This is a genomic window from Asanoa hainanensis (genome assembly GCF_900188485.1).
Taxonomy (GTDB): Bacteria; Actinomycetota; Actinomycetes; order Mycobacteriales; family Micromonosporaceae; genus Asanoa; species Asanoa hainanensis.
Genome location: NZ_FZPH01000001.1, coordinates 440,196 through 465,272, shown reverse-complemented (window position 1 = coordinate 465,272; position 25,077 = coordinate 440,196). Strand labels below are relative to the sequence as shown.

The window sequence follows — 25,077 nt, the reverse complement described above, 5'->3', positions numbered from 1 at the left end:
CGACACCCGACCGGGCGATCGTGGTGACCGATGACCACCGTCGACCTGCTGATCGAAGTCGGCCTGCCCGCCGCCTGTTTCGTCCTCTTCATCTGTGTCAACCTCGCCGCCCGCCGGCACAACCGGCCGCGACCTGTCACGCCCGGGCCGGCGTCGACGGACCTTCCCGGCAGCGAGTCGCCGGCCGTGGTCAGTCTGCTCGTCAACGACTGGCAGGTGACCGCGGACGCGGCCGGGTCCACGGTGTTCGACCTCGCGGCCCGTGGCTACCTCGACCTGCGTCACGACGGCCCGGATCCGCGCCACACGACGGCTAGCCTGACCGGTCGTGACCCGCTCGAGCTCAACCGGTACGAGCGCCTGGTGCTCGACCGGGTGGCCGACCGGGCGCGCGGCGGTGCCGTCCCGCTGCTCGCGCTGGCCTTCAACGACGGCGGGCGCTACGCCGACTGGTGGCGGCGGCTGACCCGGCACGTCGTCGAGGAGGCGCGGGCGCTCGGCCTGACCCGACCGCGGTTCTCGCTGCGGATGGTCGCCGCGTTGCGCGTGCTCACCCTGCTCGTCGCGGCGGGCATCGCGTGGGGCGTCATCCACGCGGTGGCCCGGGTCGACGCGGGCGAGCTGTCGCGCGACGAGCAGTACGCGGCCGGGGCCGGCCTGTGCGTCGTGGTCTTCGGGTTCCTCAGCATCTTCGGCCGATATCGCGAGGGCCAGCGCGAGACCGCCGCGGGTCGGGCTGCCGCCGCGCGCTGGCTCGGGCTGCGGGCGGCGCTGGCGGGGGACGAGTCGTTCGCCGAGCTACCACCGACCGCGGTCTCGACCTGGGGTCGGCAGGTCGCGTACGGCACCGCGCTCGGCGTGAGCCGGTTGGCGCCGTGGGTCGTCGACCTGGGGATGACCTACGACCGGCGGATCTGGTCGTCCTACACCGGGGCGTGGCGGCAGGTTCGGGTGCGGTATCCCGTGCGGGCGTCTGCCGCGCCGCAGAGCTGGAACCCCTTGCGCGCGCGGCCGACCGCACCGCCGGCGACCGTCACGGGCGAGGTGATCTGGTGCGCCCTCAACCGGACCACGGACCTGGACTACGCCGACTACCCGGCCCGGGGCGACGACAGCCAGCCGGTGACCTACCACCTGGTCGTCGACGACGGTAGCGGCGACGAGGCCGAGGCGTGGATCCTGCTGGAGGAGCTCGCCGGCTCGTTCCAGGTCGGAGACGTGGTGACGGTCGAGGTGCAGCCGCTCAGTCGCAAGGTGCTTGGCATCGGCGTGGTGCGCGCCGCGCCGGGCGACCCGTACGTGGACGAGCCGGGATCACTGCCTAAACCGGCGGAGCGGGAATCGGCCCGGCGGGCGGCCGAGGCGGCGGCGATGACCCGCCAGGTAAGGCCGGAACACCTGCTCACCGTTGCCGAGGTCGGCCACGCGCTCGGCCGTCGGGTGATCCTGTCCCGGAACCGCCTGTCGGCCGGGAGCGCCGCGCGGACGGCCGAGTACGTCGACAGCGGCACCGGTCGTGCGCTCCTCACCGTCATGGTGCTCGCCGGCGCACCCGCCGTCGTCGCGGGCGGCGTCTCGCGGGCCCTGGACCGGCCGCTGCCCGTCGCGGGCGGTCGGGCGTACGCGGGCCGGAATCGTCTGGTCGCCCACCACGACGGCGTCACCGTGTCGCTGACCGTCGCGGATGGCGACCCGGCCCTGCTCTCCGACCTGCTCGCGACTGCCGTGCGGCGCATCGAGGCCACCGGCGATGCCGGGTCACCGCCCTGGTTGCGCGGTGCTGCCGCGGACGACCAGGTGCGTGGCTAGCTCCATCCGGGTCGACTCCAGGCGCTCGCCGTTGACGATGCGCAGCAGCGTGCGCGCGGCGGCGACGCCCATCTCGTGGAGCGGCTGCCGGACCGTGGTCATCGGGGGAGCGGTCCACTCCGCGAAGTTCAGGTCGTCGAAGCCGACCACGCTGACGTCGCCGGGAATGGTCAGGCCCGCCCGGCGCACCGCCTCGTAGACGCCGGTCGCCTGCTGGTCGCTGCCCGCGAAGATGGCCGTCGGCGCGTCGGGCAGGGCCAGCAGCGCCTCCGCGCCGCGGAGCCCGCCCTCGTGCATGAAGTTGCCGTAGCGGACCAGTTGCCGGTCGGCGGGCAGGCCGGCCGACTCCAGCGCCGCGCGGTAGCCCGCGATCCGGGCCCGCGTGCACTGCAGCCGTTCCGGGCCGCCGATCGCGGCGATCCGTCGGTGACCGAGACCGATCAGGTGCTCCGCGGCCGCGTACCCACCGGCGAAGTTGGTCGCTCCGATCGACGCGACCTCCGGCGGCGGCTGGCTGACGCCGTCGACGACGACGATCGGGAGGCCGCGCCGGTCCAGGTCGGCCTGTTGCCGGCCGGTCAGCTCCGAGAGCACCAGGATCGCGCCCTGGGAGCCGCGGGCCAGGGCCGAGTCGACCCAGCGGCGGGTCAGCGACTGCCGGTTGTGGACGGTGGAGACGACGAGGGCGTGGCCGGCCGCTTCGAGCACCTCTTCGACGCCCGAGAGGATCTCCAGGCCCCAGACGCTGTCGAGGTCGTTGATGACCAGGTCGACCAGGTCGCTGCCGCGGCCGGCCCGGCGCACGGCGCGGGGGCGTCGGTAGCCCCGCTCGGTGAGCAGCCGTTCGACCCGGGTGCGGGTGGCCGCCGAGACGTCGGTGTGGCCGTTGAGCACTTTGGACACTGTGGAGATCGCGACGTTGGCCTCCTTGGCGATCTCCGCCATGGTGGGCCGGCCGGTGGCTGCCATAAGTTTCGAAAACCTTCGATCCAAGGGCTGTGTCGGCACCGTACACCCCTGGTCGGCGAACCGAAACTGCTCTCGAAACTCAAGCGGCAGGCGGTGGATCCGGTGCGGCGAGCGTGCGCACGGCCGCGGTGAGGAAGCCGACCAGCACCGCCAGCACCAGCCCGAACGCGGTCCAGCGGAACACCGGGTCGCCGCTGTGGTAGAGCGCCACGGCCGCACCGACCAGGCCGCCGAGGGCGAACACCAGCCCGGCGAAGCCCAGGAGCAGCAGGACCAGCCGGTTGCGCAGCCGGGTGGCGACGCGCGTGGGGTCGTCGCGCAGCGCGCTCCACAGCCCGGACCGCAGCGGCCCGGTGCTGGCCCGGGCGAGCCGGTTGAGCAACGACAGGTCGGCCGGACGGTCCTCGGCCACGACGGCCTCCAGCGTGTGCTGCCAGCCGGCCCGGTCGACCGCGGTGGGACGCCCGTGCGTGAGCAGCCGGGTCGCCGACCTCGCCAGGCCGGTCGCGGTGGCCCGGCCGTCGTCCGTGCGTAGGAACGTCCGGAGGCGCTCGCCGGTGGGCCGGTGGTGGGCCGCCGCCAGCCGGGCTTCCAGCGCGGCACCGTCGGCGGCACCGGCCCGGCCCGATTCGTCGTCCAGGATCGCGCGCCGCATCCACTCGATCCGCCGCGCGACGACCACCTCGGGCTGGTCGGCCAGCACGAGGCGGACCAGGTGCGCCGCGGCGTCCAGCCGTCCCCACAGCCACTCGTCCGCCCGCCCGGTCGCGGTGCCGAGGACACCGAAGAGCCGCTGCTCGGGGCGGCTGACGTCCGGACAGATCCGGGCGACGTCGAACGGCGGCGTGTGCGGCCGCACCGACGGCGCCGCGAAGGCCCGTGCCAGCACCTCCGCCGCCAGTGCCCGCTCGACGACCACGGGGGCGGGCACGCCGACCGACTCCGCGTATGCGGCAGCCGCGGACCGCACCACGACCAGGAGGTGCTCCCGCACGCGCTGCTCCGCGACCACGCCGTCGACCAGCGCGGCGAGCTCCTTGTCGGACGCCGTCGGGCCGATGCCGTCCGCGGCGGCCCGCGATCGGGTCGCGTCGCGCACCGCGTCGTCGATCGCCAGGATTTTGGTCAGGGCCGCGCTCAGGGCCATGGTGCGGGCGGGCGCCGGCCCGTCGAGGTGCCGCCGCGTTTCCCGCAGCAGGGTCGTGACGACCTGCCGGGCGGCGGAGACACCCCATGTCCACAGGGGACCGTCGATGGCCTGGTCGACCCGCGCGCCGGCCGGTGGCACCCACAAGGCGTCGAGACTAGTGACGTCGATCCGAGCCGGGCGGCCCGGGTCGGTGGCGAGCAGGCGGCGGGCCTGCCAGATCCCGTCGACGGTGCGCGCCCGCCGGTACTCCTCCACCAGCCCGGCCGCGGTGGCCAGCAGGCCCTCGTCGGGCAGCCGGTCGAAGAGCCGGTCGACGGGCGACTCCGCCGCGGCCGCGAGCCGGTCCCCGAGGGCGCGGAAGGCCGCCTCCCGCGGGGAAGGAGGAAGGGGACCCCAGCGCCGGTTGCCGGGCCCGACGTAGGCGAGGACCCGCCGGTACGGCCCGCTGACCGTGCGCCGGCTCATCTCCTCGACCACGGCTGCGAACAGCGAGTCGTCGGCCGAATCCCGGTGGGCGCGCAGGGGTTCTTCGCTCACCGGCTCGAAGGCGCCCGGAAAGCCCACGGCCGCGCGCCCGGCGGTGACCAATGCCTCGTCCGCGGTGAAGTCGTTGCGGGCCGTCGGGTGCGGGCCGATCTCCGGGTGGTGCACCTGGCGCTGCGCGTCGGCGACGAACCGGTAGCGCCGGGGTCCACCCGTCGCCGGCGCCGTCACGAACAGGGTTACCGGCTCGCGTGGCGGGCCGCCGCGCCGGGCGACGCGCTGTGCCCGGGGCCGGACAGCGGACCGCATCAGCTTCGTGAGGTACGCGCTGTCGAGCAGGCTCCGCGGGCGCTCGCTGGTGTCGTCGAGCAGCTTGCCGGTGGCCAGGGCGGCGTCGCGCACCCACAGGTCGCGCAGCTCGGTCGGCAGCGGCTCGCCGGCGGCGACGGCGCACGCGAGCAGGATGCCGTTGAGGCCGCCGGCGTTCGTACCCGCGATGATGTCGACGACGACGGTGGTGTCGGTGTCCCGGCACAGGTCGCGCCACGGTCCTTCGGCCCGCCGGAGCCGGTCGAGCTCGTGGGTGACGCCGGCAGCCCAGACGGCGCGGTCGGCGCCGCCGTCGAGGACCAGCGCCAGGCGTAGCTCGGTGTTCGTCCGCATCGCTCGCTCCCGCCAGGTCCCCATATCCGAAAAATCCGGGCATACCTCGCAAAAGTCTTGCATGGCCGGCGGGGTGCCGGTGGCGGGATCAGCCGAGCAGCTCGTCCGGATAGCACCAGCGCCACGACTCGCCGACCTCGGCCGACTGGATCACCGGATGGCTGGTCGCGTGCGCGTGCTTCGTGGCGTGCCGCGGCACGGACGAGTCGCAGCAGCCCACGTGGCCGCAGGTGAGGCAGACCCGCAGGTGCACCACCGGCTCGTCGGTCGGCAGGTGGTCCTCGCAGGTCGTCGGGTGGCCGACGTCGCGGGCCGGCATCTCGTCGAGATGCCCGCACAGCTCGGGCTGGTAGACCGGCAGCTGCCCGGACCGCGCGAGCTGCCGGAACAGGCGCAACGGCTTGTCGTGGCGTTCGTCGTCCGGATCACCACGGTGGCGCCTCAGCACAGTGTCGCTCCCACAAGGTCAACGTAGCGCGCCGTCATTCGGCGTGCTGGGCCAACTCGGTGGCGGCCCGCTCCAGCCGCGCCGCGAACGTCGCGGGGTCGACGAGGTGGGCCGCCAGCAGGACGCCGTGCCGGGCGGAGACGTCGGCCTTGAGTGCCGGCTCGTCGGGGTCGGGTTCGTGCACGCCGAGCGCGCCGGCGAGCAGCAGCAGCACGACCTGCGGGTCGACGTCGGCCTGCCACTCGCGGGCCCCGGTCACCACCGCGGTCAGGGTGTCCCGCACGTCGGAGCTGTCCAGCCCGTCGGGGTTACCTTCTTCGAGCGCATGGCGTACGACGGTGCCGAGCAGCAGGCCCACCTGCGCCGGGTCGACACCGGACAGGCGCGCGATCGCGGACTCGAACGCCTCCGCGTCGCGTTCCCCGGCCGCCGTGACCGCATCGTCGGCGGCATCCGCGATCGGTCGCGCCGCCGCGGGCACCGCACTCCACCGTTTCACCCGCTGAGCCTAGGGCTTGTCCCGTGGGATCACGCGGCCACCCCGCCGGGCCCAGACGACGACCGACCGCACGCGGAGCCGGGCCGATGCGGCACCGGCATCCGACCTACCCGCGCGCACGCCCGGACGCCGCGTGGACCTCCCTGCGGTCACGCGGGGGTGAAGATCACGCTGACGTTCTGGCCGCCGAAGCCGAAGGAGTTGCTCAGCACCGGGCCCGGGCGGACCGTGCGGGTCTCGCCGGTCACGACGTCGAGGGCGACCTCGGCGTCCTTGGTCTCCAGGTTGAGCGTGCGTGGGATCACGCCCTCGACCGCGGAGAGCAGCGCGACGATGCCCTCGACCGCGCCGGCCGCGCCGACCAGGTGGCCGATGCTCGACTTCGGTGCGGTCAGCACCGCGTTTGGCCCGAGCGCCGCGCTCACGGCGGCCGACTCGCCGATGTCGCCGACGACCGTGGAGGTGGCATGGCAGTTGACGTGCCGGATGTCGCCGGGCTCGAGGCCCGCGTCCGCGAGGGCCTTGCGGATCGCCCGGATCTGGCCGGCGCCGGTCGGGTCGGGCCCGGTGATGTGGAAGCCGTCGGCGGTGATGCCGAAACCGGCCAGCCGGCCCAGCACGCGGGCGCCGCGCGCGGCGGCGAAGTCGGCGCGCTCCAGGATCATCGCGCCGGCACCCTCGCCGAGCACGAAGCCGTCGCGCCCCGTGTCGAACGGCCGGGACGCGGCGGCCGGGTCGTCGTTGCGCCGGCTCAGCGTGCGGGCCTGCGCGAAGCCGGCGATGGTCAGCGGCTTGATCGCGGCCTCGGAGCCGCCGGCGATGACCACGTCGGCCTCGCCGTCGCGGATCAGCCGGGCGCCCAGCGCGAGCGCCTCGGCACCGGAGGCGCAGGCCGACACCGGCGTGTAGACGCCGGCGCGGGCTCCGTACTCGATGCTGATCCAGGCCGCCGGACCGTTGGGCATGAGCATCGGGATGGTCAGCGGCGAGACCTTGCCGGGGCCGCGATCCTCGATGAGGTCGTCCTGGTCGAGCAGCGTGGTGACGCCGCCGATGCCGGTGCCCATCGCGACCGCCAGCCGCTCGGGCTCGACCTCGGGCGTGCCGGCCGCGGCCCAGGCCTCGCGCGCGGCGACGAAGGCGGCCTGCTCGGCGCGGTCCATCCGGCGGGCCTGCACGCGGGTCAGCGCGTCGGCGGGGGAGACCGCCATCGGCGCGCCGATCTTCGTCGGCAGGTCGTCGGCGAAGGCGAACTCGGCGACCAGGTCGTCGATGCGGCGGACACCGGAGCGACCGGCGAGCATGCCCTGCCACAGGGCGTCGACGTCGCCGCCGAGCGGAGTCGTCGCGCCCAATCCGGTGACGACGACATCGACTGGGGAGGTGGACATGCGTTAGTTGTATCGCATACAACTAAGAGGTGTCCACCGCCGTGCCGCCCCGGGTGCGCGGGCGGCGCACCCGCGCGCTGATCCTCGACCGGGCCGTCGACCTGTTCGCCGAACGCGGGTTCGACCAGGTCAACGTCGCTGCGATCGCCGCCGCGGCGGGCGCGCACCCGAACCAGATCACCTACTATTTCGGCTCGAAGGACGCCCTGTTCGTTCACGCGGCGTTCCTCATGCTGTTGCGCGACGCGGCGCGCCTGGAGCCGATCGGCCGCCGCCAACGCACCCCGGCCGCGTTCCGGGCCGCGCTGTCGCGTACGGCGCTGGCCCTGCCGTCGCTGCCCGCGGTGGTCGAGGCGATGTCGATCACCCGCCGCCGCCCGGAACTGCGGACGCTGGCCGAGCAGAACCTGACGGTCCTGTTCCGCCAGGCCGAGCACTACCTGACCGCGATCCTGACCCGGCGCGGCTGGTCGGTCGACCGCCCACCGGAGGTCGAGGCCCGCACCTTCTGGAGCGCGGTGCTCGGCGCCCGCCTGATCGCCGAGTCGGGCTACCCCGGCACCTCGGCCGACGTCGACGTGGCCGGCGTCCTGACCGTCCACGACTGACGAACCCGGCGGGCCGGGTGGCCGCGCCGGGTCCGAGGTGGTGCGGTCAGGCGCCGCGGGGGCGGTTGTAGAGGGCGCGCGACCAGAAGAAGCCCACGGCCGCCAGGACGACGCACCAACCGATCGCCCACCAGGCGCTGGTGCCGATGCCCGAGCCCATCAGGAGGCCGCGGAGGGTTTCGATGATCGGCGTGTATGGCTGGTGTTCGGCGAACCAGGCCACCCCGGCGGGCATCGAGTCGGTGGGCAGGAAGGCGCTGGAGATCAGCGGCAGGAACTGGAGGATCAGCGTCAGGCTGTTGGCGCCCGCGACCGTCTTCGTGGCCAGCCCGAACGCGACCGCCATCCAGGTCAGCGCGAACGTCAGCATCGCGAAGACGCCGAACGCCGCCAGGTATTCGACGGGCGTCGCCGACGGGCGGAAGCCCAGGGCCACGGCGACGAGCACGACCAGGACACCGCTGATCAGCGTACGGACGAGACTGCCGATCACCTGGCCGGTGAGCACCGACATGCGGGCGATGGACATCGTCCGCAACCGGGCGATGAAGCCCTCGAGCATGTCCTGGTTGATTTTGATGGCGGTCGCCGCCGTGCCGGTGCCTGCGGCCATCAGGATGACGCCGGGCGCCACGTAGTCGATGTAGCGGCCGGCGCCCGCCGGCAGGAAGTCGGCGCCGAGCGCGTTGCCGAAGACGCCGACGAACAGCAGCAGGAAGATGACCGCGGTGCCGATGCCGCTGATCGTCATGACCGGGTACCGCAGGGCGTGCTTGAGGTCCCGGCGGAACATCGTCGCCGAGTCGATCATCGTGGTGGTCATCGGGCACCGTCCTTCGTGGACATGGCGGGGGTCTTGGCGGTCAGGGCGAGGAAGACGTCGTCGAGGTCCGGGGTGTGCACCGAGAGGCCGTCCGGCTCGACCTGTTCGTGGGCCAGGCGGTCGAGCAGGGTACGCAGCGTGCCCACCCCGCCGTCGCCGGGCACGTCGAGGGTGAGCGCCTCGTCGTCCCGGGTGCCGTCGGCCAACCGCGTCGCCGCGTGGTCGAGTCGGGCCGGGTCGCTGAACTGGAGCCGCACGTGGCCGCCCGGCACCAGCCGCTTGAGCTCGGCCGGGGTGCCCTCGGCCACCAGCACGCCACCGTTGAGCACGGCGATCCGGTCGGCGAGCTGGTCGGCCTCGTCCAGATACTGCGTCGTCAGGAAGATCGTGGTGCCGGCCGCGACCAGCTCTCGGACGCTCTGCCACATGGTGTGCCGGCTGCGCGGGTCGAGCCCGGTGGTCGGCTCGTCGAGGAAGATGATCCGCGGCCGGCCGACCAGCGTCATCGCGAGGTCGAGCCGGCGTCGCATGCCGCCGGAGTACGTGGCCGCCATGCGGCCGGCCGCGTCGACCAGGTCGAAGCGCTCGAGCAGCTCGGCCACCCGCTCCCGGCCCGGGCGCCGACCCAGGTGCAGCAGGTCGGCCATCAGCTGGAGGTTCTCCGCACCGGTCAGCATGTTGTCGACGGCGGAGAACTGCCCGGTGACACCGATCGAGCGGCGTACGCCCTCGGGGTCCTTGGCCAGGTCGTGTCCGGCGACCCGCACCACGCCCGCGTCCGGGGCCTGGAGGGTGGTCAGGATCTCGACGGTCGTGGTCTTGCCGGCGCCGTTCGGGCCGAGCAGGGAGTAGACGGTCCCTTCGGCGACGCGCAGGTCGATCCCGTCGAGCACGGTGTGCTTGCCGTACGCCTTGCGCAGGCCGGACACCTCGATCGCGCTCATGGTGTGGTCCTCTCTTTGCTGCCAGGGCAGCATGGGTAGCCATGGCAGCAGTGCTGCCGCGGCTCTGAAGAAGGTGAAAGGGGAGGGTCAGGCCCGGTGGATCACGATGTCTCCGAAGTACGTGCGGGCGCGCACCTCGACGGTCTCCTCGCCCTCGGCCGGGCCGGAGGACCCGCCGAGGCTGTTGCGCACAGCGCCGTTCTTGACGTCGAGGTCGAGCCAGGCGGCGGTGCCGGTCGGGATGCCGACCTCGAGCGAGCCGGCCGCGGTCTCCAGAGACACCCGGCCGCGCACCGCTTCGAGCACCCGCAGGCTGCCGTTGGCGGTCTTCAGCGCGGCGCCGCCCCGGGCCCGGTCGACCGCGATGTCGCCGTTGGCCGAGTTGGCCCGCAGTGCGCCGCCGGCGTCGCCGACCCAGGTCTCACCGCTGGAGTTCTTCACCGTGGCGACGCCCTCGACGGCGCCGACGTGCAGCTGGCCGGTGCCGGTGGAGATCTCCGCGTCGCCGGCGACCCGGGCGACCGTGATGTCGCCGGCGCCGGTGGTGAGCCGCGCCTTGCCGGTGTCGCCGAGCCGGATCGCGCCGAACCCGGTCTTGTAGCGGGTCTCGCCGAGCGGTCCTTCGGCGTCCAGGTCGCCGGCGCCGTTGTCACCGTCGAGCCGCGAGCCGGCGGGCAGCGCGATCTCGACCTCGATCCGGCCGGTCTTGCTGCCCAGCCACCGGGTGAGGTTCTTGGGCGTACGGATGCGCAGCTGGCCGTTGGCGAACTCGACCTGGGTCTCCTCGGCCATCTTGGTGGAGCTCGACGACGAGCTGCCGGGCCGCACCTCGACCTCGGTGGTGGCGCGCTCGCCGGCGGTGATCCGCACGTTGGCGACTACCAGGCTGAGGTTGACGTCGATCGGGCCGGGGGTGGTGAACGTAGGCATGGTGATCCCCTCGTGTGAGTGTCTGGACCGGGTCAGCGGACCCAGCCGGTGAACCGCTGGCCACCGTCGTCGCCGACATGGGTGGTGGCGGTCCGCTGGTGCTGGTCGGCGTCGAGGACGGTCGCGGCGGCGCGCACCAACCAGGTGTTGACCGAGACGTGCGCCCGGCCGGCGGCCGCCTCGACGCGGGACTTGAGCTCGTCGGGCAGGCGGAGGTTGATCCGGGCGGAGGCGGCACCGGCGGTGAGAGCGGCATCGTCGATGGGCGTCGCCGCCGGCCGTGGTGCCTCCGTGGCACCACTTGGCATCACCGACACCACGAACTGCGGGTCGCGGCCGCGCAGCCGCACGTCGACCGAGCCGGGGGCGAGCTCGCGGGTGATCTCGTCGGCCGCGGCCGACAGCGCCTCGAGAAAGGCCAGGCGGACGGCCGAGTCCAGCGGGGCGGTGAGCCGCTCGGCGATAGCACGGGCGTCGTCGCCACCGGCTTCGGCGGCGACGGCCAACTCCTCACGGAGCTTGTCGACGTAGGGCGTCAGGTCCATGGCACTACTATGGCACCACGATGGCACCACACGCAAGGGCGGGTGGTGCCAAGGCTCAGTAGGTCGGCAGGGTGATCGCCGTCGCGGCCCGGTGGATCGGCTCCACCACCTTGGCGAGCAGGCGCTCCTTGCCCGGCAGCCGGTTGACGACCGCGAGCATGCGCATCGACATCCGCACCTGGCCCCGGCTGCGCAGCACCATCCGCTTGATGTTGGCCGGCCCGAGCGCCTGGTTGCGCTCGACGAACGGCCGCATCCGCTGCTCGTAGGCGCGTGGCCCGGCGTCGAGCCCGCCGGCCGCGAGCTCGCCGGCCAGCACGTAGGCGCCGACCAGCGCCAGGCTGGTGCCCTGGCCGGACGCGGGGGAGGCGCAGTAGGCGGCGTCGCCGACCAGCGTCACCCGACCACGGGACCAGCTGTCGAGCCGCGCCTGGCTGATCGAGTCGAAGTAGAAGTCGTCGGCGCCGGCCAGGCCGTCGAGCAGGCGCGGCACCTCCCAGCCCTCGTGCGCGTACGCGTCGGCCAGGAACGCTTCCTGCTCCTCGCGTCCGCGGGGACGCTCACCGCCCGGGTCCGTGAACAGGAACATCGCCTTGGCGTCGGCCTGGCCCGCGGTGCTGTAGACGAGCGCGGTGCGCCCCGGCCCCACGTAGGTCAGCTCCGCGCGGTCGAGCCCGAGGTGGTTGGGCACCGAGTAGATCGCGACGTAGTGGCCGAGGTCGTGCACGCCACCGGCGCCGAAGGCCAGCGAGCGGGTCCGCGAGCGCAGCCCGTCGGCGCCGACCACCAGGTCGTAGGTCTCCTGTCGCCCGCTCTCGAAGGTCACGGCCGACCCGAGCGCCGCGATCGCGTCGCCGAACCGGTAGTCGACCCGGTCGCCGGTGGCCTCGCGCAGCAGCCGGGCCAGGTCGCCCCGCAGCAGCTCGGCGTCGTCGTGGACCCGGCCGCCGAAGGTGTCGGCCTCCATGCTGGCCACCTGGCGCCCGCGAGCGTCGACCACCGACCCGGTGCGCACGCCCGTGCGGTGGGCGCGGATCGCTTCCAGCAGGCCCATCCGCTCGACCACGGTGAGCGCCGCGCCGCGGATGTCCACCTTGTAGCCGCCGTCGCGCGGCGCGGATGCCCGCTCGACGACCGTCACCCGCGCGCCGTGCTCGGCCAGCCACCAGGCCAGCGCCGTGCCGGCGATGCCGGCCCCCGAAACGAGGATCTTCGCGTTCGCGATGCGTGTCATGCCGACGATGGTACGCACGTCTTAGACAAGTGTGCAAGACAGTTGTTTGTCAGCGGCTGGCCAGGTTCCGATGCGAGGCTCACGGGTATACCGATTCCGCTGGAGGTGGTGGCGATGGCGCGTCCGATCTGGAGCGGTGTGATCAGCTTCGGGCTGGTGGCGGTCCCGGTGCGGATGTACTCGGCGACCCGCGAGCACGAGGTCTCGTTCCACCAGTTCGAGAAGGGCACCAGCGACCGCATCCGCTACCAGCGGGTCAACGAACGCACCGGCAAAGAGGTCGAGTACGCCGACATCGTCAAGGGCGCGGACGTCGGCGGCGGCGACTACGTGATCCTCGACCCCGACGAGCTCGACTCCATCGCGCCCGGCCGGTCCCGCAGCCTGGAGATCCACACGTTCGTTGACCTCGACGAGATCGACCCGATCTCGTACCAGAAGGCCTACTACCTGGGTCCGGGCCGCGAGGAGACCGGCCGCACCTACGCCCTGCTGCGCGACGCGATGGCCGACGCCAACCGGGCCGCGATCGGCACCCTGGTCATGCGCGGCAAGGAGTACCTGACCGCGATCCGCGGCGTCGGCGACGTCCTGGTGCTGCAGACCATGTACTTCGCTGACGAGGTGCGTGACCCGAGCGACATCGGCGACGTCCCGGGCAAGATCAAGCTCAAGTCGGCCGAGATCAGCATGGCCGGTCAGCTCATCGACTCGATGACCGGCGGGTGGAAGCACGAGGAGTACCGCGACACGTTCACCGACCGGGTCAACGAGCTCATCGAGGCCAAGCACGCCGGCCAGGAGATCACCGCGACCGAGGCGGCTCCTGCGGCGACCGGCGTCAGCGACCTGATGGACGTGCTGCGCCGCAGCGTCGAGGACGCCCGCTCGCGCCGCGGCAGCGCCAAGAAGGCGCCGGCCCGTAAGAGCACGGCGAAGAAGGCGCCCGCGAAGAAGACCGCCGCGAAGAAGGCGCCGGCAAAGAAGACCACCACGGCGAAGAAGGCGGCGACGAAGGGTACGACCAAGAAGGCGGCCGCGAAGAAGACCACGGCGAAGAAGTCGGGCCGGCGCGCGGCCTAGCGGCGACGAGCGGGGGGCTCGAGGTGGACCAGATCGGTGTGGGCATCATCGGCACCGGCTACATCGCGGCCGCGTGTCACGGCCCGGTGGTGACCGCGGCGCCCGGCGCGCGCCTGGTGGGCGTGCTGTCCCGGCGGGTCGACGCCGCGCGGGACTTTCTGACCACATTGGAGGTCGACGCCGCCACGCCGTACGACGACCTCGGCGCGTTCCTCGCCGACCCGGGCATCGACCTGGTCGTGGTGGCCTCGCCCGACGGGCTGCACTTTCCCCAGGCCGAGGCGAGCCTGCGCGCCGGCAAGCACGTCCTCGTCGAGAAGCCGATGGCGCTGAGCCTCGCCGACGCGCAATCCCTGGTGGACCTCGCGGCGGAGCGGGGCCTGGTGCTCGCGGTGAGCTACCACCTGCGCTGTCACGCCGGCCACGAGCTGCTCCGGCGCCAGATCCTCGACGGCGCGCTCGGCGCGCTCCGCTACCTGCGGCTGGCCTGGTCGTTCCCCATCGACGAGTCCAACTGGCGGGCGCGGAGCGACGTCGCGCGCTGGTGGTCGCTGTCGGCCACCGGCACCCACTGCCTGGACCTCGCCCGCTGGTTCGCCGACGACCCGGCCGACTGGACCCGCTTCGAAGCGGTCCTCAACACCACCCGGTGGGGCGGGCGCGACGAGTCGGCGGTGATCGCCGCGCAACTCGCGTCCGGCGCGAGCGTCGACGTGCTGGCCTCGATCCAGTTCGCGGAGTACACCCGCCTGGAGCTCTTCGGCGACCGCGGCTCGGCGTTCTGCGAGGGCACCCTCGGCCCGGAGGGCGGCGGCACGATCGTCCTCAACGGACAGCCGCTGGACTTCACGCCGACGAACCCGTTCGCGGTGCAGCTCGACCGGCTCCTGGCCGCGATCAACGGCCAGTCCGCCGGCCCACCGGCCGACGGCGCGGTCGGCCTGCGGGCGAAGCGCGACCTGCTCCTCGCCGGGGGCGGCTGAGGCGTGTCTCGTGGATCATGGCGGGCACCCGCCGGGCCCGGACGCAGCCTGGACCTCGCCGAGGCACCGCGCTGATCCACGAGACACCCCTAGCGGGCATCCAGGTAGCGCAGGACGGCGCGGACGCGGCGATGGTCCTCGGCCGAGGGCGGCAGGTCGAGCTTGGTGAAGATGGCGGTCACGTGCTTCTCGACGCTGCGGCCGGCCAGGCGGAGCTCGGTGGCGATCGCCGGGTTGGAGCGGCCCTCCGCGACCAGCGCGAGGATCTCCCGCTCGCGGGCGGTCAGCCGGGCCAGGCCGGCGTCCGGTGCGGCGAACAACTGCCGGACCACCTCCGGGTCGAGGGCCACGCCGCCGTCGGCGATCCGCCGCAGCGCGTCCAGGAACGCGGCGGTGCTGACGATCCGGTCCTTGAGCAGGTAGCCGACCCGCTCCGGGTGGTCGCGCAGCAGGGCGTTGGCGTAGACGGTCTCGACCCACTGCGAGAAGACCAGCACGCCGGTCGCCGGGTGGGCGGCCTTGATCGCGATCGCGGCACGGACACCCTCGTCGGTGAAGGTCGGTGGCATCCGGACGTCGACGATCGCCACGTCCGGGCGGTGCTCGGCGACGGCGGCGATGAGTGCGGTCGCGTCGGAGACGGTAGCCAGCACGGTCACGTCGTGGTCGGTCAGCAGCGCGGCGATGCCGTCGCGCATCAGGGCGTTGTCCTCCGCGATGACGACCCGCATGTCAGGCCGCCGGCAGGCGCATCGTCACGGTGGTCGGTCCACCGTCGGGACTGGTCACGTCGAGCCGGCCGTCGAGCGCCTTCGCCCGGGCCACCAGCCCGCGCAGGCCCGTACCCGAGAGCGAAGGTGCCGCACCGCCGCGGCCGTCGTCGGTCACGACCAACCGTAACCACCCGTCGGCGCCGGTGAGCGACAGCCGCACCGTGGTCGCGCCCGCGTGCCGCGCGGCGTTGCTGAGCAGCTCGGCCGCGGTGAAGTAGAGCGTGGTCGCCGCGTCCGGCGGAGGCGGGTGGTCGAGGTCGACGGACACCGCCACCGGCAGGCCACTGCGCGCGGCCAGCGTGCCCAGCGCCGTCGGCAGCCCGGCGTCCAGCGCGGGCGGGTGGATGCCGCGGACGATCTCGCGGAGCTCGTCGAGCGCGTCGGTCACCGTGGCCCGGGCTTCACCGACGAGGTCGGACGGGCCGAGCCGCTTCTCGATCCGGGCCAGCGTCATGCCCAGCGCGACCAGCCGGGCCTGGGTGCCGTCGTGCAGGTCGCGTTCGAGCCGCCGCAGCGTGGTGGCCGCGTCGGCGGTCAGCGCCGCGCGGCTGGTCTCCAGCTCACCGATCCGCCGTTCGGCCGGGCCAGGTGCGAGCAGCAGGAAGGCCAGGGTCCGGTCGACGGCGACCAGCCCGCGCAGCAACCACGGGCACAGCACCAGCAGGACCGCACCGATCGCGGCCGCGTAAGCGGTCTCGGGCCGGCTGTCGACGGCCGGCAGGCCCAGGTCCCGGGTGTTCGGCTCCCACCACAGCGGCGAGGTCAGCAGCAGAACCCCGAAGACCGTGCCGAGCAGCGTGATGTACGCCGTGACCGCCGCGAGTGGCGCCTTGGCGAACGCGTACACGGCCGCCCGCCAGGCCCGCCCGTCGGTCAGCACCTCGCGCGCCCGCGCGATCGCCGTGCGGCCCGACAGCGGCGGCGGCGCCGGCAGGTCCCACCCCAGCAGCGGCCGGGCCACGAAGCCGAACCAGCCGGGCAGGTGCCGGGCCAGCAGCAGCACCCCGACCAGCAGCGGCAGGCCGACGACGGTGAGCGCGAGCGGGGCCGCGACCAGCAGGGCCGCCGGCACCAGCACGGCCGGAGCGGCAAGCAACAGGCTGGCCACCGCGTAGGCCATCTCGCGCCCGGTGCGCGCCATGGCTTTCACCTGACCTCCCTGACCGGCGGGCGGCGGGTCAACAGCGCGGCCGGTAGGACTGTGCCGGCGGCGACAACGGCGGCGGTGACCAGCACGCCGGCGGCGAGGGTGGTTGTTGGCACATAAGGCATCCAGGTGCCCAGGGCCGTGTGGACCATCGGCATCAGCGTCACGCCCGCGACGCCGGTGGCGAGGACGAGACCGGTGACCGTCACGATGCCAGCTTCGCAGACCACGACCGCCAGCACCCGCCCGCGCGTGGCGCCGGCCAGCCCCAGCAGGGCCAGGTCGCGGCGCCGGCCGACCACGACGGTCGCGAGGGTGTTGACCGCCGCGACGGCCGCGAACAGGCAGTAGACCGTGGTGCCGGAGTAGTCCAGCCAGGCCTCCGCCGCCGGGCCGGCGCGGCCGGTGACGTGCGTGGTCGTGGTGTGCACCGCGATCTTCACGCCGGCGAACGCGACCGCGAGTACCAGCGGCACCAGCGCGCCGGACAGCGCCCGGGACAGCACCGCCACGCTGTCGGCGGCCAGGTGTCCGGTGCCACCGGCGAGGGCCAGCACCGGGCGGCCTACCGCGACCGCGGACCGCAGCACGAACGGGCCGAGGAACCCCACGCCGACGCAGAGCGCGAGCATCACGAAGAACGCCGCGTCGTCCGCCGCATCCGGTGCCAGGTCGGCGATCGACACCGACAGCGTCACACCGCCGGCCACCAGCAGCAGCCCGAACGCGGCCCTTACCGCGGTGAACCGTGGGCGGCGGGTCTCGGCCTCGGCGAGCGCGACGGCCGGCCGGGCGCGGGACGGGCGGACGGCCGCGATCAGCGCGCCGACCGTCGACGTGACCACGAGGACGCCGAGGATCGGCGCCAGCAGCAGGGGTTCGGGCGTGAACCGCGCGCCGGCGGGTGCGAGGCCGTGGTCGACCAGGCTGCCCAGCCAGGCCCAGCCGGCCAGCAGGCCGAGCAGGTAGCCGGCGCCCCCGGCGGGCAGCGCGACCACCGCCGCCTCCAGGGCCACCGCACGCCGGATCCGGCCGGGTGTGGCGCCGATGGCGCGCAGCAGCGCGACGTCCCGCGCCTGCTGCGCGATCGCGGCGTTCATCGTCACCCCGACCAGCAGGATCGTCAGGTAGACGGCGATCAGCGCGAACGCGGTCAGCGCGTCCAGGAGGTCGGGGGAGCCGTCGACCGTCAGGCGGAGAGTCAGCGTCGCGCTCAGCACCATGGCCGCCACGAGTTGGGTGCTGGCCGGGCCGACGAACGCCCATCGGTGAGCGCGCAGCGCCTGGGCCGCGATCCCCGCCCTCACGCCGCCACCGCCAGCAGGGCCGAGATCGACGGGGCGTCCGGCGTACGCGTGTCGGCCACCAACCGCCCCTCCCGCAACAGCAGCAACCGGTCGCTGTGCGCGGCGGCGAGCGGATCGTGGCTGACCATCACCACCGTCACCCCGTCGCGGTCGACCGCGTCCCGCAGCAGCCGGAGCACCTGGCCGCCGGTCGTCGGGTCGAGCGCCCCGGTCGGCTCGTCGGCGAACACCACGGCGGGGCGGGTGACCAGCGCCCGGGCCACCGCGACCCGCTGGCGCTGCCCGCCGGACAGGTCGCCGACCAGCCGGTCGCCGAGCCCGGATAGGCCCACCGCGTCGAGGATCGTCGCGAGCGCGGCCGGGGTGATCCGCGGGCCGCCGAGCCGGGCCGGCAGCAGCACGTTGCGGGAGACGGTCAGCGTCGACAGCAGGTTGTAGGACTGGAACACGAAACCGACCCGGTCGCGGCGCAGCCGGGTCAGCGCGGCCTCGCGGAGCCGGGTGACGTCCCGGCCGGCCAGCCGCACCCGGCCCGCCGTCGGTCGGTCCAACCCGGCCAGGCAATGCAGCAGCGTGCTCTTGCCGGACCCGGTCGCGCCCATCACCGCCACGAACTGGCCCGCCGGCACGGCCAGCGAGACGTCCCGCAACGCCCAGAACCGATCCCCGTACCGCCGACCCAGCCCGTCCGCCACCACCGGTGTGTCATCCATGCCGACCAGCCTCGCCGCCGCCGGGTGCGGGCACGACCGGGCCGCCCGCCTGGCGCTGGTGCGGTCGACCGCACCGTTCGGGGGTTTCCGACCTTGCGTGGATGGGCAACGCTGGCGGCATGACCTGGGTCGAGTCCGTCCGTGCGCGGGCGCGCAGCACACTGAGCACCGCCGGGCGCCGGGGTGACCCGCCGCCCTTCACGCCGCCGCAGCGCCTGGCGCCGCGCGAGACGCCGGTCGTGCTGGTCGACAAGGCACCGAGCGTCGACGACGGCATTCCCCGTGGCGTACGCGTCGCGGGTGCCTGGGCCTGGCGGATCATCCTGTTCGTCGGGGCCGCGTACCTGCTGCTGCGGGTGATGGGTCTGCTCCGGGTCGTGCTCATCCCGGTCGTGGTGGCCATCCTGCTGGCGGCGCTGCTGGAGCCGGTCGCGGCCGCCATGCGCCGGCGCGGCGTCAACAAGTCGCTGGCCGCCGCGCTGGTGCTGATCGGCGGCCTGATCGTCGTGTTCGGCGGGCTCAGCCTGATCGTGCAGACCTTCATCTCCCAGTTCGACGACCTCTCCGACCAGGTCGGGCAGGGCATCGACGAGATTCAGCGGTGGTTGGCGCAGAGCCCGCTGCACATCTCGCAGGCGCAGGTCAGTGACGCGATCGAGCAGTTGCAGCGGCAGTTCACCGACAACCGCGAGAGCCTCGCGACCGGCGCGCTGAGCACGGCGACGACGGTCGGCGAGGTCGTCACCGGGTTCTTCCTCGCGCTGTTCACGCTCTTCTTCTACCTGCGCGACGGCGAACAGATCTGGACGTTCCTCTGCCGGCTGCTGCCCCGGGGCGCCCGGGTGCCGGTGGCGCGGGCCGGGCACTACTCCTGGCACACCCTCGTCTCGTACGTGCGGGCCACGGTGCTGGTCGCCTTCGTCGACGCGGTCGGCATCGGCATCGGCCTGGCGATCCTGCGGATCCCGCTGGCGCTGCCGCTGGCGGCCCTGGTCTTCCTGGGCGCGTTCGTCCCGGTGGTCGGTGCCACCGTCACCGGCGCGGCCGCCGTGCTGGTCGCCCTGGTCACCCAGGGGCCGATCAGCGCGCTGATCGTGCTCGCCATCGTGATCGGCGTGCAACAGCTCGAGGGCCACGTCCTCCAGCCGCTGATCATGGGGCGTGCGGTCGCCCTGCACCCACTGTCGGTCATCCTGGCGATCGCCACCGGCATCGTCGTCGGCGGCATCGTCGGCGGCCTGGTCGCGGTGCCGATCCTCGCGGTGGCCAACACGGCGGTGCGCTATCTCGTCGACCATCCGACCGGCGAGCCGACCCCGGACCGGGAACCGCCGGGCACCGAGCCGACCGACGACGACGAGCCGAAACCACCGGACACCACCGACCCGCCGGTGCCACCGACGGTGGAGTCGTCGGTCGACCCACCGCCCGCCCCGAAACCGGCCTAGAGCTCGGCGATCGCCGCCTCGATGGGGGTGTCGCCGGCGGTGACCTCGAACTGGCGGCGCACGGCCAGGTTGCCGGTCACCACGGCGGCGATCACGGCTGCGACGTCGGCGCGCGGGATGCTGGCGCGGGCGACCGTCTCGGCGGCGGTCACCTTGCCGGTGCCCGGCTTGTCGGTGAAGCCGTCCGGCCGCAGGATCGTCCAGTCCAGGTCGCGCCGGCGCAGGTCGGCGTCGGCGGCGCTCTTGGCCTCCAGGTAGACCTCGAAGTCGTCGTCGAGGGCCGGGTCGAAGTCGTCGGCGCCGATCGCGGAGAGCAGCACGTAACGGCGCACGCCGGCCGCCGTGGCCGCGTCGGCCAGCAGGATCGCCGCGTCGCGGTCGACCGTCTTCTTGCGCGCCGGGCCGCTGCCCGGGCCGGCACCGGCGGCGAACACGACCGCGTCGGCCCCGCGCAGCGCTGCGGCGACCGCGTCCACGGAGGTCCTCTCCAGGTCGAGCACCACGGGCTCGGCACCGGACGCGACCACGTCGGCGGACTGGTCCGCGTCGCGGAAAATGGCCACGGGCGTGTGGCCCGCGTCGGCGAGCCGCCGGTTGAGCAGCCGGGCCACCTGGCCGTGGCCGCCGGCGATGACGATCCTCATGCCCCGACGCTACGCCTGACGATCGAGGACGTGGGCATAGCGGGCCGGTGTCGCGTTTCTTCAAGCCGGCCACCTGGACGCGCACCTAACGTGGGCCGCATGCACCTCGACACCGTGATCTCCTCCGCCGCCGGCCAGACCGGCACAGTCCTGCGCGGCGTGCCGGCGGGCCGCCTCGCCGCTCCGACGCCGTGTGCCGACTGGGACGTGCGCACGTTGGTCAATCACCTCCTGCAGGTGGGCAGCGCGCTGGCGCTGGCCGGGCGCGGCGGTCCCGTGCCCGGCGAGCTGTGGACGACCGAGCTCGTCGACGACGGCTTCGCCGCGCGCTTCGCCACCGACGCCGCCGCCGCGTTCGAGGGCTGGGCCACCCCGCCGGCGGCGCCGATCTCGATGGGCGGGCACGAGATGCCGCCGGCCGCGGTGGCCGCGATGCTCGCCGCGGACCTGACCATCCATGGCTGGGACCTGGCCCGAGCGACCAATCAGGACTACGAGCCGGACCCGGCCGCCGTCGACCTGACCGCCCGCTTCATGGCCGAGATGGCCGAACAGGGCCGCGCGATGGGCATCTTCGCCCCACCGGTCCCGGTCACCCCGGACGTGGGTCCCTTCGCGACGGTCCTCGCGGTCAGCGGCCGCGACCCGTCCTGGCGGCCGTAGGGACCCACGCCGGCCGCACCGGGCACCTACGATGATCCGACTTGATCATCGATGCGGGGGGCGCGGTTGCTGTCGTTGGTTGTGGCGGAGGTACTGCCCGAGTTGCTGGTCCTGCTCGTCGGTCTGGCGCTGGTGCTGTCCCGGCGGCGTCGGCTCGGTTCCGCGGCCTGGCTGGCCGGGATCGGGTCAGCACTGTTGTCACTCGGGCTGGTCAACTACCTCGCCTGGGCGCTTACCATGTTCCAGTTGTTCGAGGACGGCGACTCCGTGGCCATCGTGCGGCGGATGGGCCTGCTCGCGAACGTCGGCTGGGTGGTCAACTCCACCGGGATGCTGCTGGTCGTCCTGTCCGTCTTCGCCGGTCGTTCCCCGCGCGTCGCCGCGGTCGAGCCCGTCGCCGACACCGCCGGGGCGACCTCATGATCATGGGCCTGGTGCATCCGGCGATCGTGTTGGGCGGTCTGGTGGCGGCGATCGCGCTCCGCCGGCGGCTGGGTGCGGCGGCCCGCGCCGCGATCGCCGGGTTCGCGGTTCTCGCCGGCAGCCTCGCCCTGGGATGGTGGTTCGACAGCCTGCGGTGGACGTTCGACGGCATGGACCCGGACCGGGTGCCCGGCATCGGTGACCTGCCGCCGATGCTGGTCACGCTCAGCCTGGCGATGGCGATGGCGCTGGCGGACGCCGCCGGCATGGCTCTGCTGGTGGTCGCGGTGCTGCGCGGTCGGGCGCGGGACCCGGAGGCAGCCGGGACCACCTCGTGAGAGCGCTCTCTCGCCCACTGAGAAGCCATTGACATCTGCCTCTGGGTTTGGTCACCTGCTCAGCAACAGAACGCCCCCGACCGTCCCCGGAGGCACCATGAAATCGCTCTCCAGCCGATGGCGCGCCACCGCCGCCGTCCTGGCCGTCGCGCTCGTGACCACCGTGCTCTCGTTCACCATGATCGACCGGGCCGGCGCCGCACCCCTGGGCGCCGGCAGCTATGCCACGACCCGGCCGGCCGGCGCCGCCGCACCGGTCGCCTGTGCCGGCGTCTCGGCCAACCCGCGCCTCTACGTCACCGCCAACGCGCCCACCGGCGCGGTGCCGACCAACGACTGGTGGTCGTCCCTGCTCTACAAGCGGGACAACGTCGGCTGCCAGTACTCCGCACCGCTGCACGCGCACCCGATGTCGTTCCAGCCCGCCGCCGACGGCCTCGGCGTCTCGTACACCACCACCGCCACCGTCTCCGGCACGCCGACGACCGTGGGGGAGTACCACTACCCGTACAGCCGGGAATTCACCCTCGGTGTGGCCGGGCTCAGCTCGCCCGACGTGAAGGTCGACGGCTGGACCGACTGGACCGTCTCGCCCTACTGGTCCGGCGGCGGGCGCACCCTGCGCACCACCATCGGGCACGGGCTGCCGTTCGTGTACGCCCAGGTGACCGGTGGCAACGCGGTGCTGAGCTTCCCGAGCGCGCCGGCCGTCTGGGTCAACAGCGGCACCCGGGTCGGCTTCACCATGCGGGGCCACGACTACGTCGCGTTCGCGCCGACCGGTGCGACGTGGACGGTCAGCGGCACCACCATCACGTCCACCCTGGCCGGTCGCGGCTACCTGTCGGTGGCGCTGCTGCCGACCACGACCTCGACGCCGGCCGCGGAGCGCACCGCGCTGGCCGACAGCTACGCGACCTACGCGCACCGGCACGTCACCGGCACCACGGTGAGCTGGTCGTTCAACCAGGCCACCAGCACCGTCAACGCCACGTACGCGTTCGCCACCACCGCCCGCGAGGGCAGCGGCGGCGGCACCGTGGTCAGCCTCTACCCGCACCAGTGGAAGAACCTGGCCGCCGGCACCCCGATCACACCGACGTACGTGTCGGCGCGCGGCCCGATGCGTACCCTGGTCGGCGCGTCGTCCTTCACCACCGCCACGAAGTTCACCGGCGTGCTGCCCGAGGTCCCGGCCGTCGCCACGTCGACCGGCGCCGACCTGACCACCCTCGGCACGCTGCTGGACCAGTCGGCCAACAGCGACCCGCTCGCCGGTTTCGGCAACGACACCTACTGGACCGGCAAGGGCCTCGGCCGCGCCGCCCGGCTCGCCGAGATCGCCGACCAGCTCGGCCGCACCGCGCAACGCGACCGGATGCTCGCGGCCATCAAGACCAGGCTCACCGACTGGTTCACCGCCTCGTCGGGCAAGACCCAGCGCGTCTTCGCGTACGACGCCGCCTGGGGCACCCTGGTCGGCTTCCCGGCCTCGTACGGCTCGGACACCGAGCTCAACGACCACCACTTCCACTACGGCTACTTCATCGCGGCGGCGGCCACCCTCGCCCGGTTCGACCCGGCCTGGGCGGCGCAGTCCCAGTACGGCGCGATGGTCAACCTGCTGATCCGCGACGCCAACAGCTGGCAGCGCAACGACCCGATGTTCCCGTTCCTGCGTGACTTCGACATCTACGCCGGGCACGACTGGGCCTCCGGGCACGCCGCGTTCGGCGCCGGCAACAACCAGGAGTCGTCGTCGGAGGGCATGAACTTCGCCAACGCGCTGATCCAGTGGGGCATCGCGACCGGCAACACCGCCGTCCGCGACGCCGGCCTGTTCATCTACACGACCCAGGCCCAGGCGATCCAGGAGTACTGGTTCGACTCGTCGGACACCAACTACCCGGCGGCGTTCGGGCACAGCGCGGTCGGCATGGTCTGGGGCGACGGCGGCGCGTACGCCACCTGGTTCAGCGGCGAGCCGGAGATGATCCAGGGCATCAACCTGCTGCCGATCACCGGCGGTTCGCTCTATATGGGCCAGCGGCCGTCCTATGTGAACACCAACTGGGACGAGCTGGTACGCAACAACGGCGGCCAACCGACCGTCTGGCAGGACATCCTGTGGTCGTTCCGGGCGCTCGGCTCGGGCGGCTCCGGCGACGCCGCGCTCGCGGCGCTGCGGGCCAACCCCAGCTATCCGCCGGAAGAAGGGGAGAGCCGGGCACACACCTTCCACTGGATCCGCAACGTCGCCGCGCTCGGCACGGTCGACGCCACCGTCACCGCGGACACGCCGCTCTACGCGGTGTTCACCAAGAACGGCGTCCGCACGTACGTGGCGACGAACGTGACCGCCAACCCGGTCACCGTGCGGTTCTCCGACGGCCGGACGCTGACCGTGGCCGCCGGCCGCACCGCCACCACCGGCGCCTTCACCTGGAGCGGCGGCGGGGGAGTGGCGAACCCGCCCACCGACCCGCCGACCGACCCCCCGACCAGCAACCCACCCACGAGCAACCCACCCACGAGCAACCCGCCGACCAGCAACCCACCGGTCGGCTCCAACCGGCTGTTCGTGCGCTCGGGCGGCCTGCTGTCCACATCGGCCGGTGCCGGCGCGACCACCGTCACCCTGGCGGCGGCCAACGGCAACTGGGACGGCACCCCGCACAACCAGGCCACCTTCACGCTGTGCGGGCTGCGCGGCCCGGTCAGCGGCGCGACCGCGTTCAGCCTCCAGGTCGACGCGGGCGGTGCGGTGGCGCAGGGCCTGCAGGCGCGGGTCTCCTACGACCCGTCCGGCACGGGCACCTGGAGCCGGCTGGAGACCTACAACTACTTCGCCACGGACCCGGTGGTCGGCACGGAGAACTACACCCAGGCGGCCGGGCTGCGCTCCTCGTCGGGCACGCTCGCCGCGATGAACGGCGGCTGTGCGCGGCTGGAGGTGTGGAACGCGATCGGCAACGCGCCCACCACGGTGCGGGTCGACGCCACCGCCACCGAGGGGAGGCAGTCGACGGTGACGGTGCCGTTCACCGTCTCGTAAGCAG

24 protein-coding genes are annotated in these 25,077 nt (G+C 73.5%); 9 read left to right on the top strand and 15 right to left on the bottom strand.

Annotated features, from left to right (window positions below; all coding sequences use genetic code 11):
• Window positions 1-30 precede the first annotated feature (30 nt).
• The gene (locus CHC05_RS02200; RefSeq protein ID WP_089244052.1) at window positions 31-1,809 is read left to right on the top strand and encodes a DUF2207 family protein; all 1,779 of its coding nucleotides are present in this window, start codon (window positions 31-33) and stop codon (window positions 1,807-1,809) included.
• On the opposite strand, the gene CHC05_RS02195 is transcribed toward CHC05_RS02200, so the two are convergent.
• The 5 genes from CHC05_RS02195 to CHC05_RS02175 form a co-directional block, all read right to left on the bottom strand.
• Window positions 1,759-2,778: a LacI family DNA-binding transcriptional regulator gene (locus CHC05_RS02195; protein WP_089244050.1), complete on the bottom strand. Its 1,020-nt coding sequence runs from the start codon at window positions 2,776-2,778 to the stop codon at window positions 1,759-1,761. The two genes, CHC05_RS02200 and CHC05_RS02195, sit on opposite strands and share 51 nt — an antisense overlap.
• Window positions 2,779-2,857: 79 nt before the next feature.
• Complete coding sequence (locus tag CHC05_RS02190; protein WP_179266015.1) at window positions 2,858-5,074, bottom strand: patatin-like phospholipase family protein; 2,217 nt, start codon at window positions 5,072-5,074, stop codon at window positions 2,858-2,860.
• A gap of 88 nt (window positions 5,075-5,162) precedes the next feature.
• Window positions 5,163-5,522 (bottom strand): UBP-type zinc finger domain-containing protein, encoded by a 360-nt coding sequence (locus tag CHC05_RS43355; protein ID WP_425426699.1) that lies wholly within the window; start codon window positions 5,520-5,522, stop codon window positions 5,163-5,165.
• Between the two features lie 34 nt (window positions 5,523-5,556).
• Window positions 5,557-6,021, bottom strand: coding sequence for a hypothetical protein (locus tag CHC05_RS02180; RefSeq protein ID WP_089244046.1), 465 nt, complete (start codon window positions 6,019-6,021; stop codon window positions 5,557-5,559).
• 149 nt (window positions 6,022-6,170) lie between these two features.
• Complete coding sequence (locus CHC05_RS02175; RefSeq protein ID WP_089244044.1) at window positions 6,171-7,412, bottom strand: beta-ketoacyl-[acyl-carrier-protein] synthase family protein; 1,242 nt, start codon at window positions 7,410-7,412, stop codon at window positions 6,171-6,173.
• A gap of 29 nt (window positions 7,413-7,441) precedes the next feature.
• Here CHC05_RS02175 and CHC05_RS02170 point away from each other — a divergent pair, with 29 nt between their 5' ends.
• On the top strand, window positions 7,442-8,020 hold the full coding sequence (locus CHC05_RS02170; protein ID WP_089244042.1) for a TetR/AcrR family transcriptional regulator C-terminal domain-containing protein: 579 nt from the start codon (window positions 7,442-7,444) through the stop codon (window positions 8,018-8,020).
• Between the two features lie 46 nt (window positions 8,021-8,066).
• Here the strand turns inward: CHC05_RS02170 and CHC05_RS02165 are convergent, their stop codons facing one another.
• The 5 genes from CHC05_RS02165 to CHC05_RS02145 all read right to left on the bottom strand — a co-directional run bounded on the left by CHC05_RS02165 (window position 8,067) and on the right by CHC05_RS02145 (window position 12,496).
• Entirely contained in the window at window positions 8,067-8,843 is a 777-nt protein-coding gene (locus CHC05_RS02165) for an ABC transporter permease (protein WP_089244040.1), read from the bottom strand.
• Window positions 8,840-9,787: an ATP-binding cassette domain-containing protein gene (locus tag CHC05_RS02160; protein WP_245870617.1), complete on the bottom strand. Its 948-nt coding sequence runs from the start codon at window positions 9,785-9,787 to the stop codon at window positions 8,840-8,842. Before CHC05_RS02160 ends, CHC05_RS02165 begins: the two co-directional genes overlap by 4 nt.
• An 87-nt stretch (window positions 9,788-9,874) precedes the next feature.
• Window positions 9,875-10,717 (bottom strand): DUF4097 family beta strand repeat-containing protein, encoded by an 843-nt coding sequence (locus tag CHC05_RS02155; RefSeq protein ID WP_089244036.1) that lies wholly within the window; start codon window positions 10,715-10,717, stop codon window positions 9,875-9,877.
• Between the two features lie 32 nt (window positions 10,718-10,749).
• Window positions 10,750-11,262: a toxin-antitoxin system HicB family antitoxin gene (locus tag CHC05_RS02150; protein ID WP_089244034.1), complete on the bottom strand. Its 513-nt coding sequence runs from the start codon at window positions 11,260-11,262 to the stop codon at window positions 10,750-10,752.
• A gap of 55 nt (window positions 11,263-11,317) precedes the next feature.
• Complete coding sequence (locus tag CHC05_RS02145; RefSeq protein ID WP_179266014.1) at window positions 11,318-12,496, bottom strand: FAD-dependent monooxygenase; 1,179 nt, start codon at window positions 12,494-12,496, stop codon at window positions 11,318-11,320.
• A 114-nt stretch (window positions 12,497-12,610) separates the two neighbouring features.
• On the opposite strand from CHC05_RS02145, the gene ku reads away from it, so the two are divergent.
• Window positions 12,611-13,579 (top strand): non-homologous end joining protein Ku, encoded by a 969-nt coding sequence (ku, locus tag CHC05_RS02140; protein ID WP_089244032.1) that lies wholly within the window; start codon window positions 12,611-12,613, stop codon window positions 13,577-13,579.
• 23 nt (window positions 13,580-13,602) lie between these two features.
• Window positions 13,603-14,562: a Gfo/Idh/MocA family protein gene (locus tag CHC05_RS02135; RefSeq protein ID WP_218824390.1), complete on the top strand. Its 960-nt coding sequence runs from the start codon at window positions 13,603-13,605 to the stop codon at window positions 14,560-14,562.
• Between the two features lie 89 nt (window positions 14,563-14,651).
• Here the strand turns inward: CHC05_RS02135 and CHC05_RS02130 are convergent, their stop codons facing one another.
• The 4 genes from CHC05_RS02130 to CHC05_RS02115 are packed head-to-tail and all read right to left on the bottom strand — an operon-like array spanning window position 14,652 to window position 18,502.
• Window positions 14,652-15,293 (bottom strand): response regulator transcription factor, encoded by a 642-nt coding sequence (locus tag CHC05_RS02130; protein WP_089244030.1) that lies wholly within the window; start codon window positions 15,291-15,293, stop codon window positions 14,652-14,654.
• A gap of 1 nt (window position 15,294) precedes the next feature.
• Window positions 15,295-16,476, bottom strand: coding sequence for a sensor histidine kinase (locus CHC05_RS02125; protein ID WP_089244028.1), 1,182 nt, complete (start codon window positions 16,474-16,476; stop codon window positions 15,295-15,297).
• A gap of 5 nt (window positions 16,477-16,481) precedes the next feature.
• Window positions 16,482-17,789: an FtsX-like permease family protein gene (locus CHC05_RS02120; RefSeq protein ID WP_089244026.1), complete on the bottom strand. Its 1,308-nt coding sequence runs from the start codon at window positions 17,787-17,789 to the stop codon at window positions 16,482-16,484.
• Window positions 17,786-18,502, bottom strand: a complete 717-nt coding sequence (locus CHC05_RS02115; RefSeq protein ID WP_089244024.1) for an ABC transporter ATP-binding protein — start codon at window positions 18,500-18,502, stop codon at window positions 17,786-17,788. Before CHC05_RS02115 ends, CHC05_RS02120 begins: the two co-directional genes overlap by 4 nt.
• Window positions 18,503-18,621: 119 nt before the next feature.
• Here CHC05_RS02115 and CHC05_RS02110 point away from each other — a divergent pair, with 119 nt between their 5' ends.
• Window positions 18,622-19,950 carry an AI-2E family transporter gene (locus CHC05_RS02110; protein WP_089244695.1) on the top strand — a complete coding sequence of 443 codons (1,329 nt, stop codon included), beginning with the start codon at window positions 18,622-18,624 and terminating at the stop codon, window positions 19,948-19,950.
• Here the strand turns inward: CHC05_RS02110 and CHC05_RS02105 are convergent.
• A complete protein-coding gene (locus CHC05_RS02105; RefSeq protein WP_089244022.1) occupies window positions 19,947-20,594 on the bottom strand; it encodes an NAD(P)H-binding protein in 648 nt (215 codons plus the stop codon). The two genes, CHC05_RS02110 and CHC05_RS02105, sit on opposite strands and share 4 nt — an antisense overlap.
• A 99-nt stretch (window positions 20,595-20,693) precedes the next feature.
• Between CHC05_RS02105 and CHC05_RS02100 the strand changes: the two genes are divergently transcribed.
• From CHC05_RS02100 to CHC05_RS02085, 4 genes are all read left to right on the top strand, one after another.
• Window positions 20,694-21,257 carry a TIGR03086 family metal-binding protein gene (locus CHC05_RS02100; protein WP_089244020.1) on the top strand — a complete coding sequence of 188 codons (564 nt, stop codon included), beginning with the start codon at window positions 20,694-20,696 and terminating at the stop codon, window positions 21,255-21,257.
• Between the two features lie 81 nt (window positions 21,258-21,338).
• Window positions 21,339-21,680, top strand: a complete 342-nt coding sequence (locus CHC05_RS02095; protein WP_089244018.1) for a hypothetical protein — start codon at window positions 21,339-21,341, stop codon at window positions 21,678-21,680.
• Window positions 21,677-22,018: a hypothetical protein gene (locus CHC05_RS02090; RefSeq protein WP_089244016.1), complete on the top strand. Its 342-nt coding sequence runs from the start codon at window positions 21,677-21,679 to the stop codon at window positions 22,016-22,018. Before CHC05_RS02095 ends, CHC05_RS02090 begins: the two co-directional genes overlap by 4 nt.
• 97 nt (window positions 22,019-22,115) lie before the next feature.
• Window positions 22,116-25,073 carry a glycosyl hydrolase gene (locus CHC05_RS02085; RefSeq protein WP_089244014.1) on the top strand — a complete coding sequence of 986 codons (2,958 nt, stop codon included), beginning with the start codon at window positions 22,116-22,118 and terminating at the stop codon, window positions 25,071-25,073.
• The last annotated feature ends 4 nt before the right edge of the window (window positions 25,074-25,077 follow it).

Bases quoted from the DNA above. Each gene is read 5' to 3' on its own strand.
- CHC05_RS02200 (WP_089244052.1), top strand. From the start codon at position 31: ATGACCACCGTCGACCTGCTGATCGAAGTCGGCCTGCCCGCCGCCTGT.
- CHC05_RS02195 (WP_089244050.1), bottom strand. From the start codon at position 2,778: ATGGCAGCCACCGGCCGGCCCACCATGGCGGAGATCGCCAAGGAGGCC.
- CHC05_RS02190 (WP_179266015.1), bottom strand. From the start codon at position 5,074: ATGCGGACGAACACCGAGCTACGCCTGGCGCTGGTCCTCGACGGCGGC.
- CHC05_RS02175 (WP_089244044.1), bottom strand. From the start codon at position 7,412: ATGTCCACCTCCCCAGTCGATGTCGTCGTCACCGGATTGGGCGCGACG.
- CHC05_RS02165 (WP_089244040.1), bottom strand. From the start codon at position 8,843: ATGACCACCACGATGATCGACTCGGCGACGATGTTCCGCCGGGACCTC.
- CHC05_RS02160 (WP_245870617.1), bottom strand. From the start codon at position 9,787: ATGAGCGCGATCGAGGTGTCCGGCCTGCGCAAGGCGTACGGCAAGCAC.
- CHC05_RS02155 (WP_089244036.1), bottom strand. From the start codon at position 10,717: ATGCCTACGTTCACCACCCCCGGCCCGATCGACGTCAACCTCAGCCTG.
- CHC05_RS02150 (WP_089244034.1), bottom strand. From the start codon at position 11,262: ATGGACCTGACGCCCTACGTCGACAAGCTCCGTGAGGAGTTGGCCGTC.
- CHC05_RS02145 (WP_179266014.1), bottom strand. From the start codon at position 12,496: ATGACACGCATCGCGAACGCGAAGATCCTCGTTTCGGGGGCCGGCATC.
- ku (WP_089244032.1), top strand. From the start codon at position 12,611: ATGGCGCGTCCGATCTGGAGCGGTGTGATCAGCTTCGGGCTGGTGGCG.
- CHC05_RS02130 (WP_089244030.1), bottom strand. From the start codon at position 15,293: ATGCGGGTCGTCATCGCGGAGGACAACGCCCTGATGCGCGACGGCATC.
- CHC05_RS02125 (WP_089244028.1), bottom strand. From the start codon at position 16,476: ATGGCGCGCACCGGGCGCGAGATGGCCTACGCGGTGGCCAGCCTGTTG.
- CHC05_RS02115 (WP_089244024.1), bottom strand. From the start codon at position 18,502: ATGGATGACACACCGGTGGTGGCGGACGGGCTGGGTCGGCGGTACGGG.
- CHC05_RS02110 (WP_089244695.1), top strand. From the start codon at position 18,622: ATGACCTGGGTCGAGTCCGTCCGTGCGCGGGCGCGCAGCACACTGAGC.
- CHC05_RS02105 (WP_089244022.1), bottom strand. From the start codon at position 20,594: ATGAGGATCGTCATCGCCGGCGGCCACGGCCAGGTGGCCCGGCTGCTC.
- CHC05_RS02100 (WP_089244020.1), top strand. From the start codon at position 20,694: ATGCACCTCGACACCGTGATCTCCTCCGCCGCCGGCCAGACCGGCACA.
- CHC05_RS02090 (WP_089244016.1), top strand. From the start codon at position 21,677: ATGATCATGGGCCTGGTGCATCCGGCGATCGTGTTGGGCGGTCTGGTG.
- CHC05_RS02085 (WP_089244014.1), top strand. From the start codon at position 22,116: ATGAAATCGCTCTCCAGCCGATGGCGCGCCACCGCCGCCGTCCTGGCC.